The sequence below is a fragment of the Microvirga puerhi genome, from assembly GCF_020089865.1.
In the GTDB taxonomy this organism is placed as follows: Bacteria; Pseudomonadota; Alphaproteobacteria; order Rhizobiales; family Beijerinckiaceae; genus Microvirga; species Microvirga puerhi.
The window spans coordinates 14,307-29,679 of sequence record NZ_JAIRBM010000011.1 but is presented as its reverse complement, the minus strand read 5'-3'; the positions used below and the strand labels follow the sequence as shown (position 1 = coordinate 29,679).

Genomic DNA, 15,373 nt, shown 5'->3' with positions numbered 1-15,373 from the left:
GATCCCTATTTGACTGCGCCTTGAGTGAGCCCTGCAATGAACTGGCGCTGCATGATGAGAAAGGCCAGAATGATCGGAAGGCTGGAAAGGACAGAGGCCGCCATCAGCATTCCGTACTCGGGAAGCTGATCGCCTTTGAGGGATGCGACACCGACCGGCAGAGTGAGCATGTCGTCCGTACGCATCATGACCAAAGGCCAGATGTAGCTATTCCACGATGCGATGAAGATCAGGATCCCGACGGTACCGAGAGCCGGCCGCAGCAACGGAAGGACGACGGCCCAGTAGAGGCGGAACTCGCCGCAACCATCAATGCGACCCGCGTCCAGCAGTTCATTCGGAACGCCGATGCAGTATTGGCGCATCAGGAAAATTCCGAAGGCATTTGCCGCAAAGGGCAGAATGAGGACGAGGTAGGTATCGAGCAGTCCCAGGCGCGCGAGCCAGCCGAAAAGAGGGATAACCGTCGTGAAGGCCGGAATCGAGACCGAAGCGATCACAATCCAGAAGAGAACAGTTTTTCCGGGAAATTCAAATTTTGCGAATGCGTAACCGCCGAGCGAGCAGAAGAAGACGCCGAGCACGGTGCTGATGATCGCGACGAACAGGCTGTTGAACATCCAGCGTAGATAGAGCGTCTTCGCGAGAAGGTCGCGGAAGTTTTCGATCGACCATGTCCGCGGCCAGACGTCGCCTGCAAAGATGTCGCTTCTCGTCTTGAAGGCTGAGAGGATGGCCCACAGAACAGGCGTCATGGCGATAGCCAGCACCCCAAGAACCAGCAATGTCCCGAGATAGGATCCGATCGGAAGAGCGAAGGAGTCGCGCCTCTTTGAATGCCGAGTATTATTCTTGGCAAGCTCCATCATTGCTGCTCCCGTCCGATCAGCAGTTTTTGCGCGATCGCCGCGATCACGATCAGGAAGGTGAGGACATATGAGACGGCTGCCGCGTAACCGAGTTCGATATACTGAAATCCTGCCTGATAGAGATAGATGACGATCGTCAGAGTGCTGTCAGCAGGGCCACCCTTCGTCAGCACCCAGGCCTCGTCGAAGAGCTCAAGCGCCCAAATCGTCGACATGATGATGCAGAACAGGATCACGGGCTTGAGGAGCGGTAGCGTCATGTGCCACGTCACTTGCCAGGGTCGGCATCCGTCCAGACGCGCCGCTTCCTTGACGTCAGAGGGGATGGCTTGCAGCCCCGCGAAATAGATGACCGCGTAATAGCCAAGTGCGCGCCAGATGCGCAGAATAATGATTGACCAGATCGCCACCTTTGGATCTCCCAGCCAATCGGGCTGAGGCAGCCCTAACGCCTTGAGCGTGATGTTGAGGAGGCCGACGCCGTTTGCAAAGATCATCTCGAACATGACGGCAGCCACGACGAGGCTGATGGTCACGGGAAGAAAGAATCCGATCTTGATGCCGTTCCTGAAGCGCAGCCACGTGCTATCGATCGCTAGCGCCAGGGCCAGCGCTAACGTGTTCAGGAGTGTCACATAGACGAGTCCGTAGAAGGCGGTGTTGCGCAGCGCGAGCCAGAATCGGGGATCCTCATAGATCCGCTCGTAATTGGCTAATCCGATGAACCGCGCTTGGAGGACGCCGCGCCAATCCGTAAACGAATAAACGAAAGATGCGATGATGGGTCCCAACCAAAAGGCGAGGAATGTCAGAAAGAAGGGGGCAAGAAAAAGGTAGGGGATGAGCGCACGCCGGAGGCGTCGCCTGGAATGTCCGGCTTTGTGGATCGTGTGCGCAATTGCGGCAGTCATTTTGACTTGGCCCCGATTTGAAGAGATGGCGGCGGCAGAGCCGCCGCAGCAGTGGTTACCTGCGGAGCTGCGAGATCAGTTGCTTCTCGATGTCATCCCACGCCTGCTCGGGCGATTTCTTGCCGCCGAACATCAAATCGAGCTCGTTCCCGATGATGACTTCGGCCTTTCCCCAGTCGTAGTAGTTGAAGTTGTTCAGGGTCCGCGGCTTCAGGGCGGCTTCGTAGATCGATTGGCCGCCGAGATATTCCTCCCCTTTCGCCAGGACAGGGGACTTCAGTGCCGGCTCGAAGGCTGGGAGAAGATGTCCTTCCTCCCAGATGCGAGTCTGCGTGACTTCATTTGCGCCGATGAACATCGCCCACTTCAGCGCAGCCTCGCGATTCTTTGTCGACTTCGGAATGGCGAGGACATTGCCGCCCCAGGCTCCTGTCGTGGCAGGCGCATCCTTCCCCCATTTCGGCCAAGGCATCGCTCGCCATTTTCCACTCTGATCAGGCGCCTCCTTTTGCAGGCGGAAGACCGCCCAAGATGGCACGGCATAGCCTGCGATACGCCCGTCCTTGACGGCTTGGAAAAACTCCGGAGCGTTGTTGCGGGACTCGAATGCGATTTTGTGGGTGCGAACGAGATCGTAATAGAAGCGCAAGGTCTCGCGCGCCAAAGCATTGTTTTTGACGACCTTCCCAGACCCGTCGAAGATTTCGGCGTTTCGTGACTGCAGGTATTCGACGAGGTTCGCGACGCCCGGAACGCCACTGGGCGCCGAAACATGCGTGATGAAAATCCCCTTCTGGGCGAGGACTTTTCCGGCAGCAACGAAATCCTCCCACGTCTCGAGAGGAACCTTGATCCCGTTCGCCTCGAAGATGTCGGCGCGATAGAAGAACGCCGACGGATTCTGGTCGTAGGGAATCCCATAGGTCTTGCCATCGTACGCGATGGTGGACCAGACAGCCGGCGGATAGCTTTCCTTCAAGGGTGCCATCTCCTTTGTCGTATCAAGAAGACCGCCCGTGGCGATATAGGCGTCGAACCGGCGCTGGAGGATCAGGGCGACGTCGGGCCCACCGACGCCAGCCGCCATGGCGACCAGGAATTTGTCTTGAAGGTCGAAGGGGTTGAGATTGGAAATCTCGACCTCGATGTCCGGATTCTGCTTTTCGAATTCGGCCTTCACGGCATTGGCGGCCGCAACATGCTCGGTCCATGCCCAATAGGTGATTTTCGTTTTGGCTTCTGCCGAAAAGGCGACCCCGGCGGCGGTGAGTGCCGACACCGTGAGCATCACCGCGCGTCTCGTAATCTTGAGCATGCTTTCCTCCATTGTTGTCGGATTTGTTCTATGATGTAGAACTTGTTTTATATCGTAGAACTGATACTGATTCGTTCAGCCGAGGGTGTCAAGGGAGTCTGGAATGAGGTCGGGCGAGGAGAGCGCGGCAGCGCGCGGCACTGCAGCGCTTCAGAAAGGTTTGAGCATCCTGGATGCTTTGGCCGAAGCGGGAGGAGGTTTGTCGTTCACGGAGATCGCCAAGGTCACCGGCCTCCCGAAGGGAACACTTCATCGCATCCTTGCCGCGCTGTTGGACCACGGAACGCTCCGACTCGATGCCCGCGATTCTCGTTATCGTTTTGGATGGCGCATGGTTGAGTACGCGAAATGGTCGACGGCAGACCTGGATCTCAAGGCGCTGGCCGAGCCGGAGCTCATCCGGCTTCATGCTCTCACCGGCGAGCTCGTCATGTTCGCGACGGCCGATGACGCGTCTATCGTCTGCCAACAGATTGTTTCGAGTCAATCTGCGCTACAGACGCAATTGAGGGAAGGAGCGCGACTCCCATCCTACTGCACGGCGGCTGGCAAGGCGCTGCTTGCCTTCGAAGATGGGCGGCGAGTCAATGCCTTGCTCGGTCAAGTGGAGCTTACACCTCGCACATCTTCGACGATCGTGGACCCTCTGCTTCTGCGGACCCAACTCGATGTGACGAAGGCGCGCCGTTATGCAATCGATGATGAGGAGTGGCAGGAGGGGCTGCGCTCGGTTGCCGTTCCCATCATTGATCGTACCAACCGCCCGATCGGCATCATCGCTGTCATCGGCCCTTCGTTCCGCATGAATGTCGAGCGGTTGCATGAACTCGGCCCCGACCTTATTCGCTCGGCGCAGCGCGTCACTGGGCAAGCAGCTTTCACGCAACCTGGTCAACCACCAAAGATCAACATGACAAACGATCAATCGATTTCCTGCGCCGTTCGTTCAAGCGCCTTCCTTGGCGAGGGGCCGTACTGGAGTGCGGCGTCCGGTACGCTGCAGTGGGTCGACATCCTCGCGCCTGCCTTGCACATCTCGAACCTTCAGGCAGGGAGTAACTCGGTCGTTGCACTTCCGGAGATTGTCGGGGCTTTCGCAGAGTGCTCGGCGGGCGGTCTTGTGATCGCGGCGCAGAGCGGTTTTTCATTGTTCGATCCCGCGACAGGCCGGCAGACCCGCATTACGGATCCAGAAGCCGACAAGCCCGGCAATCGTTTCAACGATGGCAAATGCGACAGCCGGGGCCGCTTCTGGGCTGGTACGATGGATATGACGGTCGTTCCGGGGCAAGGCAGTCTCTATCGTCTGGACTCGGACGGGAGTGCGCACCGCATGGAAGCTAATATCGGCATATCGAATGGCCTCGGCTGGAGTCCCGATGATCGGTTGATGTATTTCACCGATACCTTGGCGCGAACGATCTATGTGTATGATTTCGATGTTAACGAAGGCCGCATCTACAATCGCCGAGTTTTCGTTCAAACGCCGGAGAACATGGGTGTGCCGGATGGCCTCACAGTGGATTCGGAGGGCTTCGTCTGGAGTGCTCAGTGGGACGGATGGCAGGTCATCCGTTATGCTCCGGATGGAACGATCGATCGAACGATCAGCGTGCCGGTGCCGCGTCCGACGAGTTGCGCATTCGGAGGCACCGACATGAGCACGTTGTTCATCACCTCAGCCCGCATTCGTCTGTCATCCCAACAGTTGGCGGAGGCGCCGCTATCGGGCAGCGTTCTATCTCTCGAGGCGGGAGTCAAAGGTATCGCCGAAAAGCCCTTCCATTGGGTCGGCGCGACTGCGCTTTGAAATGCTCGATCACAGCAAAGCAGAGCCGATTCGGGGCCACTCTGCTTGCCTAAGATGAACACGTGTGCATAGACTTCCGGCGTGAGGTTCGAGGTGTTGAACCCACTTAGAACCTGGACCGACCGGAGCAAACTCGATGGTGGCGTCTTCAGATCATGAAGACCATCTGAAACGCGACCGAGCGACGCGCAACTTTGTGACCGCGGAAGATGTAGCCCGTCTCGCCGGTGTCTCCCGCTCGGCCGTATCGCGCACATTCACGCCGGGCGCCAGTGTCTCGGCCGATGTCAGGCATCGGGTCCAGGAAGCCGCCAAAACCCTAGGGTACCGGGTCAATCGTCTTGCCCGGAGCTTAATCAGCGATCAATCCAACCTTGTTGGTGTTGTCGGCGCCAATCTGTCCTTGCCATTCATGGCGCGACAGCTGGACGAGTTGAGCCTGGCCCTTCTCAATCGGGGCATGCAGTGCCTCCTCCTGAATGCGGCCGAGGCGGAGCAGGGCATCACACCGCTCATCGAGCTTATTCTTGAGTTCCGCGTGCGGGCCATTGTGGTGATGTCCGGTTCGCCGCCTTCGGCCATCATCGACGAGTGTGTGGCCAACAGCGTGCGGGTGATCTTGGTCAATCGGCAGGCCGATGACGCCGAAGCAGATACAATCATCAGCGATGATCTCGGCGGCGCGCGGGTCGCAGCAGAGAGGCTTCTCCGGGCTGGTTGCCGGCGCATCGGTGTCGTTGGGAGTGGCGCTCGAACACCCACCCAAGTCCGTCGCCGCCTCGCTTTCGTGGAACATATCGAGGAGGCCGGGATCAAATCGGCCGTTTGGGCGTCGGGCGAAACGACATATGAGACCGGCATAGAGGCCGCCAAGGGTCTCCTCACTTCCCATGAGCTCGATGGTGTTTTCTGCGTCACCGATCTCCTGGCGCTCGGCTTTCTCGACGGTGCAAGGGAAATGGGTCGGCGCGTTCCCGAGGATCTCTCGGTCATCGGCTTCGACGATATCCCGCAATCAGCATGGGCCAGTTATCGCCTGACAACCGTCAGACAATCGATGAGCGATCTGACCGGGTCGGTACTGGCCGCCATCGAGCGGGAGATGCACGGGAAGGAGACCAAGCTCGTGCATGAGGTTCTCCCGGTCGAACTCGTCGAGCGAGCCACCGTCCGCCCGATGAGCTGATCCTCTCGCCTTTCGGGTCTTTCAGAATGTCTCTTGCAAGCTTTGCACACGTGTGCAAAGCTTCCGTAAGTTCTCCTTGCTCTCCACACAGGCGGTTTGCCGCGTGGCGTGTACGGGGAGACGATCGCGAACCGAGCCGTGCGCCCAGGAACGGGCGAGAGCATCCAAAGATCGGTCGCGGATGAGGAGCGCTTTCGAGCCGGCACCAGGCTCTGGGGAGGATGTGACGGAATGACGGGTTCGGTGACACAAGCACAAACTGCGTCCGACATATCGTCAACAAAAGCCATTCTAGGCGGTATTCGGCGTTTCCTGACACAGCCTGAGCGCATTCTAGGCGTTCTGCTGGCGGTCATGCTGGGAGCACTGGTTCTTGTGCCCCTGTTCGAACTGGTCCGCGAGACGCTCACCGTTCAGCCCTATGACCGTGCCTATCTGCCTAAGGCTCAGCCCGGTGAGTTCACGCTCTTTCACTACGAGCGCGTTTTTGCCGGTCGTCTCTCTTGGGCGCTCTTCTACAAGCCCTTCTTCAATTCGCTTGTCACGGCATTTGCCGCCACGATCATCTGTCTCGCCTTCGGCATCAGCCTCGCCTGGCTGATCGTGCGCACGAACATCCCCTTCCGGAATTTTCTGCACACGCTGGTAATGATCCCATACATGCTGCCTTCCTGGGTTATGGCGCTGGCCTGGATCACATTCTTCAAGAATGATCGCATCGGCGGAGCATCCGGCGCTTTTGCGTATTTCTTTGGCGTGCAACCACCAGACTGGATCGCGTACGGCCCCGTTCCGATCATCATCTGTCTCTCGCTTCACTATTACGTCTATTCCTATTTGTCTGTCTCGAGTTCGATCACGAGCGTCGACAGTCAGCTTGAAGAGGCAGGCGCGATGGCGGGCCTCTCTCGCATCAAGCAGCTTCTGTGGATCACTGCACCGCTTCTGCTGCCAGCCATCGGCTCCGCGGTCGTGATGACGTTCATCCGCGTGGTCGGGTCCTTTGGCACGCCTGCGGTGCTGGGAATGCCGGTGCGCTATTTCGTGCTGCCGACACAGATCTATGCCGCCATGGGGACACGCAATGCAGGTGATGGCTTTCTGCTCGCGCTGGTGCTGGTGGTCCTTGCCTGTCTGTTCATTTTCATCAATCAACGTCTCATCGGAGTCCGTAAGAGCTTTGTGACGCTTTCCGGCAAAGGATTCCGCAGCAAGGAGATCGATCTCGGGCGTTGGCGCTGGCCGCTCTTCATACTCGTCATGCTCCTCATGACCGCGGCCGTTGCATTTCCATTGGTGCTGCTGGTTCTCCAGTCGTTGATCAAGACCGCAGGCAATTACAGCCTCAGCAATCTGACCCTGCACTATTGGATCGGTGGAGGAGGCGAGGGGGTAGATCCATTGCAAGCCGCCCTCGTCGACAATGGCAACATCATTGATGCGACCTGGAACAGCGTTAAGTTGGCCTTCCTCACCGCAATGACGACAGGAATCTTCGGCTTCCTGATTGGTTATGTCGTGGTGAGAACGCGCGGCTCGCTGACGTCGAGATCACTGGAGATGGTGGCCTTCCTGCCTTACATTTTCCCAGCTCTCGCATTCGGGGCGATCTATATCGGTATGTTCGCCCGTCCGTTCGGACCAATCCCAGCTCTCTACGGCACCTTCGCGCTGCTCGTCCTGATCTGTTCGGTCAAGACCCTGCCCTTTACATCACGCACCGGAATCGCGGCGCTCCTTCAGATCGACAAGTCGCTAGAGGAGGCGGCACGCGTCCAAGGCATTGGCTGGATTCGTCGCATGATCCGAATCATCGTACCCATCGCCGCTGGCGGGCTTCTCTCCGGCATGCTCCTCAGCTTCATCAGCATCATGCGGGAACTGTCGCTGATCATCCTGCTCGTCACACCATCGACCAACGTGCTGGCAGGCGTCATCTACAACTATCAGAACCAGGATATGCCTCAACTCGTCGGCGTCGCGACCGTGCTGCTCGTCGCTATCGTGATTGTGGTCAACCTGGCCATCCGTGCCTTGTCAACGAAAGCTCGGATCGGGGCGGCATAACTGCTCCAACCAGACCGATGCATAATAAATGAACGGAGGAAATCAATCATGATACCGACATTCCGCAATGCCAGAGCTTGGCTCGCGGCCGGAGCCTTGACCCTTGCATTGGCGGCGCCGGCTCTAGGGCAGCAGTCCGATCCCAAGTGGGATGCTTGGCTTCAGAAAAGTCAGCTCGGTTCTTATCAGAAGAACGAGAAATGGGATGAGGTGGTTGCTAACGCGAAGAAGGAAGGCGAAGTCGTCGTCTATTCCTCCACCGGGACGATGCTGAAGGTGGCGGAGGATTTCGCGAAGTTCTATCCAGAAATCAAGGTCAAGGCCTATGATCTCGGTTCGGAAAAGACAATCGAGAAAGTCGTCCGTGAGCATCAGGCAGGCGTCTATGCAGCTGACGTGGTCTATTCTGGTGGCACCGAGCAAATGGTGTTCGACCTGCTCCCCAATCACCGCATCGTCAATTACGTGCCGGCCTATCTAGTGGACAGGATTCCCGCCGAGCACCGCGAACCGCTGCTCACACACGTGATCGAGGCCTACGGCGTCTTCTACAATTCGGAAGCTCATCCGCAGCCGCCGATCAAGACATTGTGGGAGCTCACCGAGCCGCAGTGGAAGGGGCGCTTCTCCATGAAATCGCCGGCGGGCTCTCTGACCACACTGATGATGCTGGCCGCCATCGTGGAACATTCTGACGAAATGCAGAAGGCCTATGAGCAGCACTATGGCAAGAAGCTCGAGCTTTCCTCCGGTGTCGAGAATGCGGGTTACGAGTTCCTGCATCGGCTGATCGCCAACGACATCGTCATCTCCGATAATAGCTCGAAGATTGCGACGGCAGTCGGCCTCCGCGGTCAGGCCAAGTCGCCGATGGCATTCTCGGTGATTCACTATCTGACCAAGAACCAGAGCGACAATTATGCCAACGCAGTTCCGTATGATCTGCAGCCATCGGCGCTTTTCTCTTATCCAACTTATGTGGCAGTTGCCGGACAAGCGCCGCATCCCAATGCAGCGAAGCTTTTCGTGGCGTTCCTGATGGGGAGCAAGGACTTGAATATCAGCTCGGAACTCAAGGCGCCGTTCCGATCTGGGAAGTCGTTGGAGCTGCTGCAGGGAATGGCCGCTTTCTATCAGGTCGGCACCTTCTCTCCACGGAGCGACGTCGCACCGCCGCCCTACAGTGAGATGTGGCCTAAGGCCAGGAAGCTCACAGCGTCGCCTGAATTCGTGAAAGACAACATCGCGAAGATCAGTGATTTCTGGATGGCTGAGACGAGCCGATAATCCGATCCGAATGGCTTCCGCACGAGAGAGTGCCCATGTCTGAAATTACCCTCAGAAACATCACAAAGTCGTACGGAAGCCATCTGGCCCTTCCGAGCCTCGATCTCGACATTCCGAAGGGCAGCTTCGTGACCCTGCTTGGGCCGTCGGGCTGCGGCAAAACCACGACCCTGCGCGTCATCGCCGGCCTTGAGCAGGCGACCACTGGCGAGGTCGTGCTCGGTGGCAAGACAGTCTATTCCAGCCAGACTGGGGTCTTCGTTCCACCAGAGCGGCGGGGGCTCGGCTTCATTTTTCAGAGTTATGCTCTGTGGCCAAATATGAAAGTCGGCAGGAACATCACTCTGGCTCTGTCTGAGGCAAAGCAGCCCTCGCATGTGATCAAGGAGCGCCTCACTGAGGCACTTACGAAGGTCCAGCTGACCGGACTTGCGGACCGTTATCCGTCGGAATTGTCGGGTGGGCAACAGCAGCGTGTCGCCGTGGCTCGCCTGATCGCCGCACGCAACGCCATCCTGCTCATGGATGAGCCGCTATCGAACCTCGATGCAAAACTCAGAACGGAAATGCGCACCGAATTGAAGCGTCTGCATCGCGAGCTGGAGGCCACCACCGTCTATGTCACGCATGATCAGGTCGAGGCGTTGACCATGTCCGATATAATCGTTGTGATGAAGGATGGCGTCATCCAGCAGCAGGGTTCGCCCTACGAAATCTATCACGATCCCGCCAATCTCTTCGTCGCCGAGTTCATCGGCGACCCCCGGATCAATCTTCTTGACGGGACGCTGAGCACGGCGGGAGGTGAGAGAATTCTTCGGTTCCAGGATATGGACATCTCCCTCCCTGCGGGTCTGCAGTGTTCGGAGGGACCGGTTACGTTTGCGATCCGTCCGGAGAATATCTCGATCGTCGAGCGACAAGGTCCGTTCAGCCTGCCGGCGGAGGTCGACATCGTCCAGCCCACTGGATCACAGACCATCATTGCGTTGTCTGTTAAAGGATGTCGCATTACAGCGCTTATTCCGCGCTTCGAGACCTCTCTGTCCAGAAAGAATATTTGGATCGAGTTTCCTGCGGACAAGCTTACTTTCTTCGACAAGGACAGCGGAAACCGATTTCCGGTGATACAATCTGTTGTCGGAGCCTGCCACGCAGCCTGAAGCTGTTATCCGCTCAATGTTGGCGCAGTTGAGCCTATAAATGCGCGCGCCATCAAGGGCGCAAAGGCGCGAGTGTAAAGTCCAGGATACAAATTTCGATGGTGACCCAATTCAATTACCCACGTCCTCCGATGAGCCTCATCGTCGATGATCTCCCACCGTTCGGCGTGAAGCTCTTCGTCGGCGATGCTAACGCGGCGTCGGATAAGGCATTGCTTGAAGGTAACGACATCGCCATTGTCGTGAACTGCGCCGTCAATTTGGATATCAATTATACGGCTGGCGTCGGCGCCTCCGACATCGCATCGCCTCATGGACCGGTCCGAAATTATAAGCTCGGCCTCATCGACGATGCGGGTAATCCGGACACGATGTTGTTGGCTGGCTATTATCTGCTCGATGGCGCTCTGCATCAGCGATTGCCTGACCGTTATACCTATCCGCATCGTCGCCGTGGAAATGTGCTGCTCCATTGCCGGGGCGGGCGTAGCCGCTCAGTAATTCTAGCAGCCTTGTATATTCACATCCAGCTGCCGGACCGGTTTCCCACGCTAGAGGCAGCCATCGATCATCTGCGTGCCACACGTGAGCTTCACCCCGACGAATGGATGGAGACGCCGAAGCCGATGCTGATTAAGGCGGCGCGCCATGCAGCCACGTGGATCCGGCGGATCGAGCTTGAAAAGCATCAGACGCCGCAACACGCGTCCTCCAACCGATAAGCAGGACTTCACACCATGCCAGCCTCCATCCCAGTCAGGGACGCGGAACACACTTCTGTATCCGCTGCAGGAAGACGTGACCTGAGATTGTCTGTTGCCTGCGCGGTAGCCCGAGAAGCGGGAAACCTAGCACGTCGCCGGTTCAACGGACGCCCTGGTATAACCGGCATCAATCTCAAAGGCCGTCAGGATTATCTCTCGGCCGTGGATTCAGAGGTCGAGCGTTTGGTGCGCGGTCGATTACTGGCGAGTTTCCCGAAGGACTCCTTCTTCGGCGAGGAGGGTGGGGGATCGCTCGATCATGACGTCTGGGTGGTGGACCCGATTGACGGCACGGCGAATTTCGTACGCGGAATATCGCAATTCTGCATCTCCATTGCCTATGTCCGCGATGGCCAGACTCAGATTGGAATTATTTACGACCCAATGCATGATGAGCTGTTCGTGGCAGAACGTGGCGGAGGCGCAACTCTGAACGGCGAGCCGATCCATGTTAGTGGTCTCGATGACATGCAGTCCGCTACTATTGAGGCAGGCTGGTCGACACGGCTTCCGCTCAGCGAGTATGTTGACCTCGTCGGCAGGATCCTGGCGGATGGGGCAGGTGTCCGTCGCGGTGGCTCCGGAGCTTTGGCTTTGGCCTATGTGGCCGCGGGCCGGATCGACGGCTATTGCGAGCTACACATGAACTCTTGGGACGCTTTGGCTGGATTGCTCCTGATCGAAGAGGCTGGCGGCTGGGCAAATGACTTTCTCGATCAGTCGGGGTTGCGCGATGGCAATATCGTTCTAGGCTGCACGTCCGGTCTGAAGAGTCCCCTCGTCCAACTCATGGGAATAGTTTAACCCCCTCCTCGTTAGATCCCGAAGTTCGATGGTTCCTCACCGGATCTTCGCTGAGGAAAATTCGTCGGAACGTTTGAAGGCAATCTTATATGTTATTCTCAGCCCATGATGCCGAAGCTGTGGATCAACTCCTCCGCGAAGCGGCGAGGGTGGAGATCATGCCCCGCTTCAGAAACCTCTCGGCCCATGAAGTCCGGCAGAAATCGTCGGCAATGGATCTTGTGACGGACGCCGACGAGGCCGCAGAGCGAATGATCGCCAAGGGGTTGAGGCAGGCCTTTCCAAAAGCAGTTCTGATCGGTGAAGAGGCGACAGAGCGTGACCCGTCGTTGCTTAGTAAGATGGACAATGCGGAGCTTGCGTTCCTGATCGATCCGGTCGACGGCACGAAGAATTTCGCTTCAGGCCTTCCACTGTTCGGGGTGATGGTAGCGGCTGTCATTCGAGGAGAGGTCGTTGCCGGCTGGATTCATGATCCGGTTGGGAAAGACACTGCGATAGCCCTTCGCGGGGAGGGGGCCTGGATTGAGCGTTCCGTTGGCGGCCGTATTGATCTCCGGGTTGCACCCGCGGCACCCATCCGAGATATGTCAGGCTGCGCATCCTGGCATCATATGACGGAGCCGGTGCGATCCAGAATAGCGGCAAACCTTGCAGGCTTTGGAACGGTCGCGTGTTATCGCTGCGCAGCGCATGAGTATCGGATGGCGGCCGCCGGGTATTGTCACTTTCTTTTCCATTCGAAGCTGATGCCATGGGACCACGCAGCAGGCTGGCTGCTCCATCAGGAGGCCGGTGGCTACTCCGCATGTTTTGATGGTTCACCTTACCGACCCACTCGCCACGAGGGTGGCATCATATGCGCTCCCGATGCAGAAAGCTGGAAGCGTATGCATGAGGCACTGTTTGGCAACGCCTAGAGCATTTTTTGGCGCAGCGGGTTAACTTAGGGTCCTGAGTCCTTGAGGAGCGGATGTATCTAACTACTTTTAAGAGCGGGGCGCAGATCTCTAGCCGCGCAAACTTGGCGCGCTATCGAGATCCGCGACTTCACGCGCGGCGGACATTCGGGATGCGTCTAGAGGCGTCACGTCATACCGCCGCTTGAACATTCGATTGAAGGTCGACTGGTCAGTGAAGCCGCAGCGTTGTGCAACCTCACCAACTCGGAGATAACGATGCACGGATGTGGTGAGCATGGCGTAAGCATTCTCGATTCGTGTGGACCAGATCGTAGCGGCGACGCTTTCGCCACGTTCGGCAAATAGACGGTAGAGTGTTGCACGAGAACAGCCGAGTTCTCTCACCAGAACTCTTAGGTCAAACTCGGGATCTCCACAATCGCGGCGAATGATGAGACGGGCGGCTTGATAAAGGCCATCCGGCACGCATTCATGATCGACTTTCCTTAACTCTGCTTGCAGAGCAGCAAGGCCCATTTCGACCGCGCTCGAAAGTGCGACGGCTCGCTGTTCGGCTGTCAAGCGCGTGACCTCGGCAGCCATGAGTCGTAGATGGGATCGCAATAGGGCGCCGATGCCGCGGTGCGGCAGACGAAATCCTGCGAGCTTAGAGGGATCGTATCCCAATGCGTTGGCGACTCGTTCACGCGAACAGATCAAGCTGATGTCGCGGTGCCTGGGCCGAAGGATCTCCATAGGCTGAGAATAGTCCATGACATAAACGTCGCCGGCACGCAGATGGTGAATGCTACCATGGACGAGGGTTGCGGATCGGCCTGACGCGAGCAGGCTGATGCTAATGTCGTCACAACCGTCTCGCTTAAGACGGGATAGGTCTCGTCGGGCAGAAACTGTGTCGGTTGCATGCTCGACGAAATCGGCGCCTACCCCAGTAACATGTATAAGTCTGCCACGAAATGGCTGACCATCTGTCGGTCCTCCGAGTGCCTCGATGCGCCGTAGGACCCCTTCCCGCCAGTAGGCTAGGGCATGCCGGGAGGCCACGCTGTCCGTCGATCGTATTTCGAGGTGACCGGGTCCTTTGCCGGTCGCCCCTATATCGAGCGGAGACACTCGATCAAAAATGTTAGATTGTAACTGGGACGACAAGCCTAACACCTTGCTATACAACGCCTTATTGAGTAAAGCATCGCTCATATTTCATCAAAGCCATCAGCTTCACCGACTTCAAGATGCGGAATACTTCTGAAAGCAACGAGTTGACGAAGCTGCAACGTATGATGCCGCTTCGTCAGAAGCAATTGGAAAGATATCAGCCCTTGCCAGGCGAAATAACGAGCATTATTACAAAGGTTGAAGTAATTTCCGGCTCTGAGCTACGCTTTGCAGCGTGGCAATCGAGGTTTACGCGTGCGATTTCTGCGTTTGAGGGTTTTGTCAGCATTGAGCTGATACCCGTCCGGGCCGACTCGGCAGAGTGGCAGATCATTCAAAGATTTGTCTCACCGACGCTCCTGGATCGCTGGCGTATGTCAAGCGAGAAAGCCAAACTGTTCTCCGACCTTGCCGCTTTCCAAAAGCCGGATGCTCCAGCGCTCTCTGATGAACCCGCCCCCGACTTTCACTCACTTTCCTCCGTGACAGAAGTCATCACGACAGTCGTCGAGCAGGGCCGGCTCACGCAGTTCTTGTCCTGGTCACAGAGAGCCCAGGAAAGGCAAGCCACCTTTCCGGGCTATATGGGTACCCTTATTCAGGCTCCCATTTCAAATGCGGCGCCATATTGGATGACCTTGGTCAGGTTCGCGACACCAGCACAACTGGATGCATGGCTCGATTCCAAGGATCGTAAGGCTCTTCTCGCCAGCCCAGACTACGAGCCGTTCGCATGGAAGAGCCACCGCATTGAGAATGGCTTCGCATCCTGGTTCTCGAACTCTTCAGGTGAAGCGTCACCACCGGCTTGGAAGCAGACAATGCTTGTTCTGCTCGTGCTCTTCCCGGTGGTGATGTTGGAGACGATGTTTCTGAGCCCGCACCTCGCATCAATGCATCTGCCGGTCGCGATCTTCATCGGCAATGCTCTCAGCGTTGCCCTCGTCTCATGGCCCCTTATGGCCATTGCTATTGCCTGTTTGAGATGGTGGCTGAAGCCGGCGCCAGCGCGTCGCTGGAGGATGGAGATGCTTGGACTTGCATCGGTCCTTAGTCTCTATTCCATTGAAATTCTTATTTTCATGCAGCTTCTCCCAATTTAGCTGGGACAGGAACGAG

Annotated in this window: 13 protein-coding genes; 9 read left to right on the top strand and 4 right to left on the bottom strand. The window is 57.3% G+C overall.

Going from position 1 to position 15,373, the window contains the following annotated elements; genetic code table 11:
* Nucleotides 1-5 precede the first annotated feature (5 nt).
* Genes K9B37_RS15155 through K9B37_RS15145 form a run of 3 tightly spaced genes read right to left on the bottom strand, consistent with a single transcriptional unit; the run spans nt 6 to nt 3,095 of the window.
* On the bottom strand, nt 6-869 hold the full coding sequence (locus K9B37_RS15155; protein ID WP_224314192.1) for a carbohydrate ABC transporter permease: 864 nt from the start codon (nt 867-869) through the stop codon (nt 6-8).
* Nucleotides 866-1,780 (bottom strand): carbohydrate ABC transporter permease, encoded by a 915-nt coding sequence (locus tag K9B37_RS15150; protein ID WP_224314190.1) that lies wholly within the window; start codon nt 1,778-1,780, stop codon nt 866-868. Before K9B37_RS15150 ends, K9B37_RS15155 begins: the two co-directional genes overlap by 4 nt.
* Before the next feature lie 55 nt (nt 1,781-1,835).
* The gene (locus K9B37_RS15145) at nt 1,836-3,095 is read right to left on the bottom strand and encodes an ABC transporter substrate-binding protein (RefSeq protein ID WP_224314188.1); all 1,260 of its coding nucleotides are present in this window, start codon (nt 3,093-3,095) and stop codon (nt 1,836-1,838) included.
* 103 nt (nt 3,096-3,198) lie between these two features.
* Here K9B37_RS15145 and K9B37_RS15140 point away from each other — a divergent pair, with 103 nt between their 5' ends.
* The 8 genes from K9B37_RS15140 to K9B37_RS15105 all read left to right on the top strand — a co-directional run bounded on the left by K9B37_RS15140 (nt 3,199) and on the right by K9B37_RS15105 (nt 13,096).
* Nucleotides 3,199-4,905 (top strand): SMP-30/gluconolactonase/LRE family protein, encoded by a 1,707-nt coding sequence (locus K9B37_RS15140; protein ID WP_224314186.1) that lies wholly within the window; start codon nt 3,199-3,201, stop codon nt 4,903-4,905.
* Nucleotides 4,906-5,041: 136 nt separating this feature from the next.
* Nucleotides 5,042-6,091 (top strand): LacI family DNA-binding transcriptional regulator, encoded by a 1,050-nt coding sequence (locus K9B37_RS15135; protein ID WP_224314184.1) that lies wholly within the window; start codon nt 5,042-5,044, stop codon nt 6,089-6,091.
* A 231-nt stretch (nt 6,092-6,322) separates the two neighbouring features.
* A complete protein-coding gene (locus K9B37_RS15130; RefSeq protein ID WP_224314182.1) occupies nt 6,323-8,158 on the top strand; it encodes an ABC transporter permease in 1,836 nt (611 codons plus the stop codon).
* A gap of 48 nt (nt 8,159-8,206) precedes the next feature.
* Entirely contained in the window at nt 8,207-9,445 is a 1,239-nt protein-coding gene (locus tag K9B37_RS15125) for an ABC transporter substrate-binding protein (RefSeq protein WP_224314180.1), read from the top strand.
* A gap of 35 nt (nt 9,446-9,480) precedes the next feature.
* A complete protein-coding gene (locus K9B37_RS15120; RefSeq protein WP_224314178.1) occupies nt 9,481-10,608 on the top strand; it encodes an ABC transporter ATP-binding protein in 1,128 nt (375 codons plus the stop codon).
* Between the two features lie 98 nt (nt 10,609-10,706).
* The gene (locus tag K9B37_RS15115; protein WP_224314176.1) at nt 10,707-11,330 is read left to right on the top strand and encodes a protein-tyrosine phosphatase family protein; all 624 of its coding nucleotides are present in this window, start codon (nt 10,707-10,709) and stop codon (nt 11,328-11,330) included.
* Between the two features lie 87 nt (nt 11,331-11,417).
* The gene (locus K9B37_RS15110) at nt 11,418-12,176 is read left to right on the top strand and encodes an inositol monophosphatase family protein (RefSeq protein ID WP_224314174.1); all 759 of its coding nucleotides are present in this window, start codon (nt 11,418-11,420) and stop codon (nt 12,174-12,176) included.
* A gap of 89 nt (nt 12,177-12,265) precedes the next feature.
* Nucleotides 12,266-13,096 carry an inositol monophosphatase family protein gene (locus K9B37_RS15105; protein ID WP_224314172.1) on the top strand — a complete coding sequence of 277 codons (831 nt, stop codon included), beginning with the start codon at nt 12,266-12,268 and terminating at the stop codon, nt 13,094-13,096.
* A gap of 90 nt (nt 13,097-13,186) precedes the next feature.
* Here the strand turns inward: K9B37_RS15105 and K9B37_RS15100 are convergent, their stop codons facing one another.
* Nucleotides 13,187-13,852, bottom strand: a complete 666-nt coding sequence (locus K9B37_RS15100) for an AraC family transcriptional regulator (protein ID WP_224314170.1) — start codon at nt 13,850-13,852, stop codon at nt 13,187-13,189.
* A gap of 479 nt (nt 13,853-14,331) precedes the next feature.
* Here K9B37_RS15100 and K9B37_RS15095 point away from each other — a divergent pair, with 479 nt between their 5' ends.
* Nucleotides 14,332-15,357 carry a putative antibiotic biosynthesis monooxygenase gene (locus tag K9B37_RS15095; protein ID WP_224314168.1) on the top strand — a complete coding sequence of 342 codons (1,026 nt, stop codon included), beginning with the start codon at nt 14,332-14,334 and terminating at the stop codon, nt 15,355-15,357.
* The last annotated feature ends 16 nt before the right edge of the window (nt 15,358-15,373 follow it).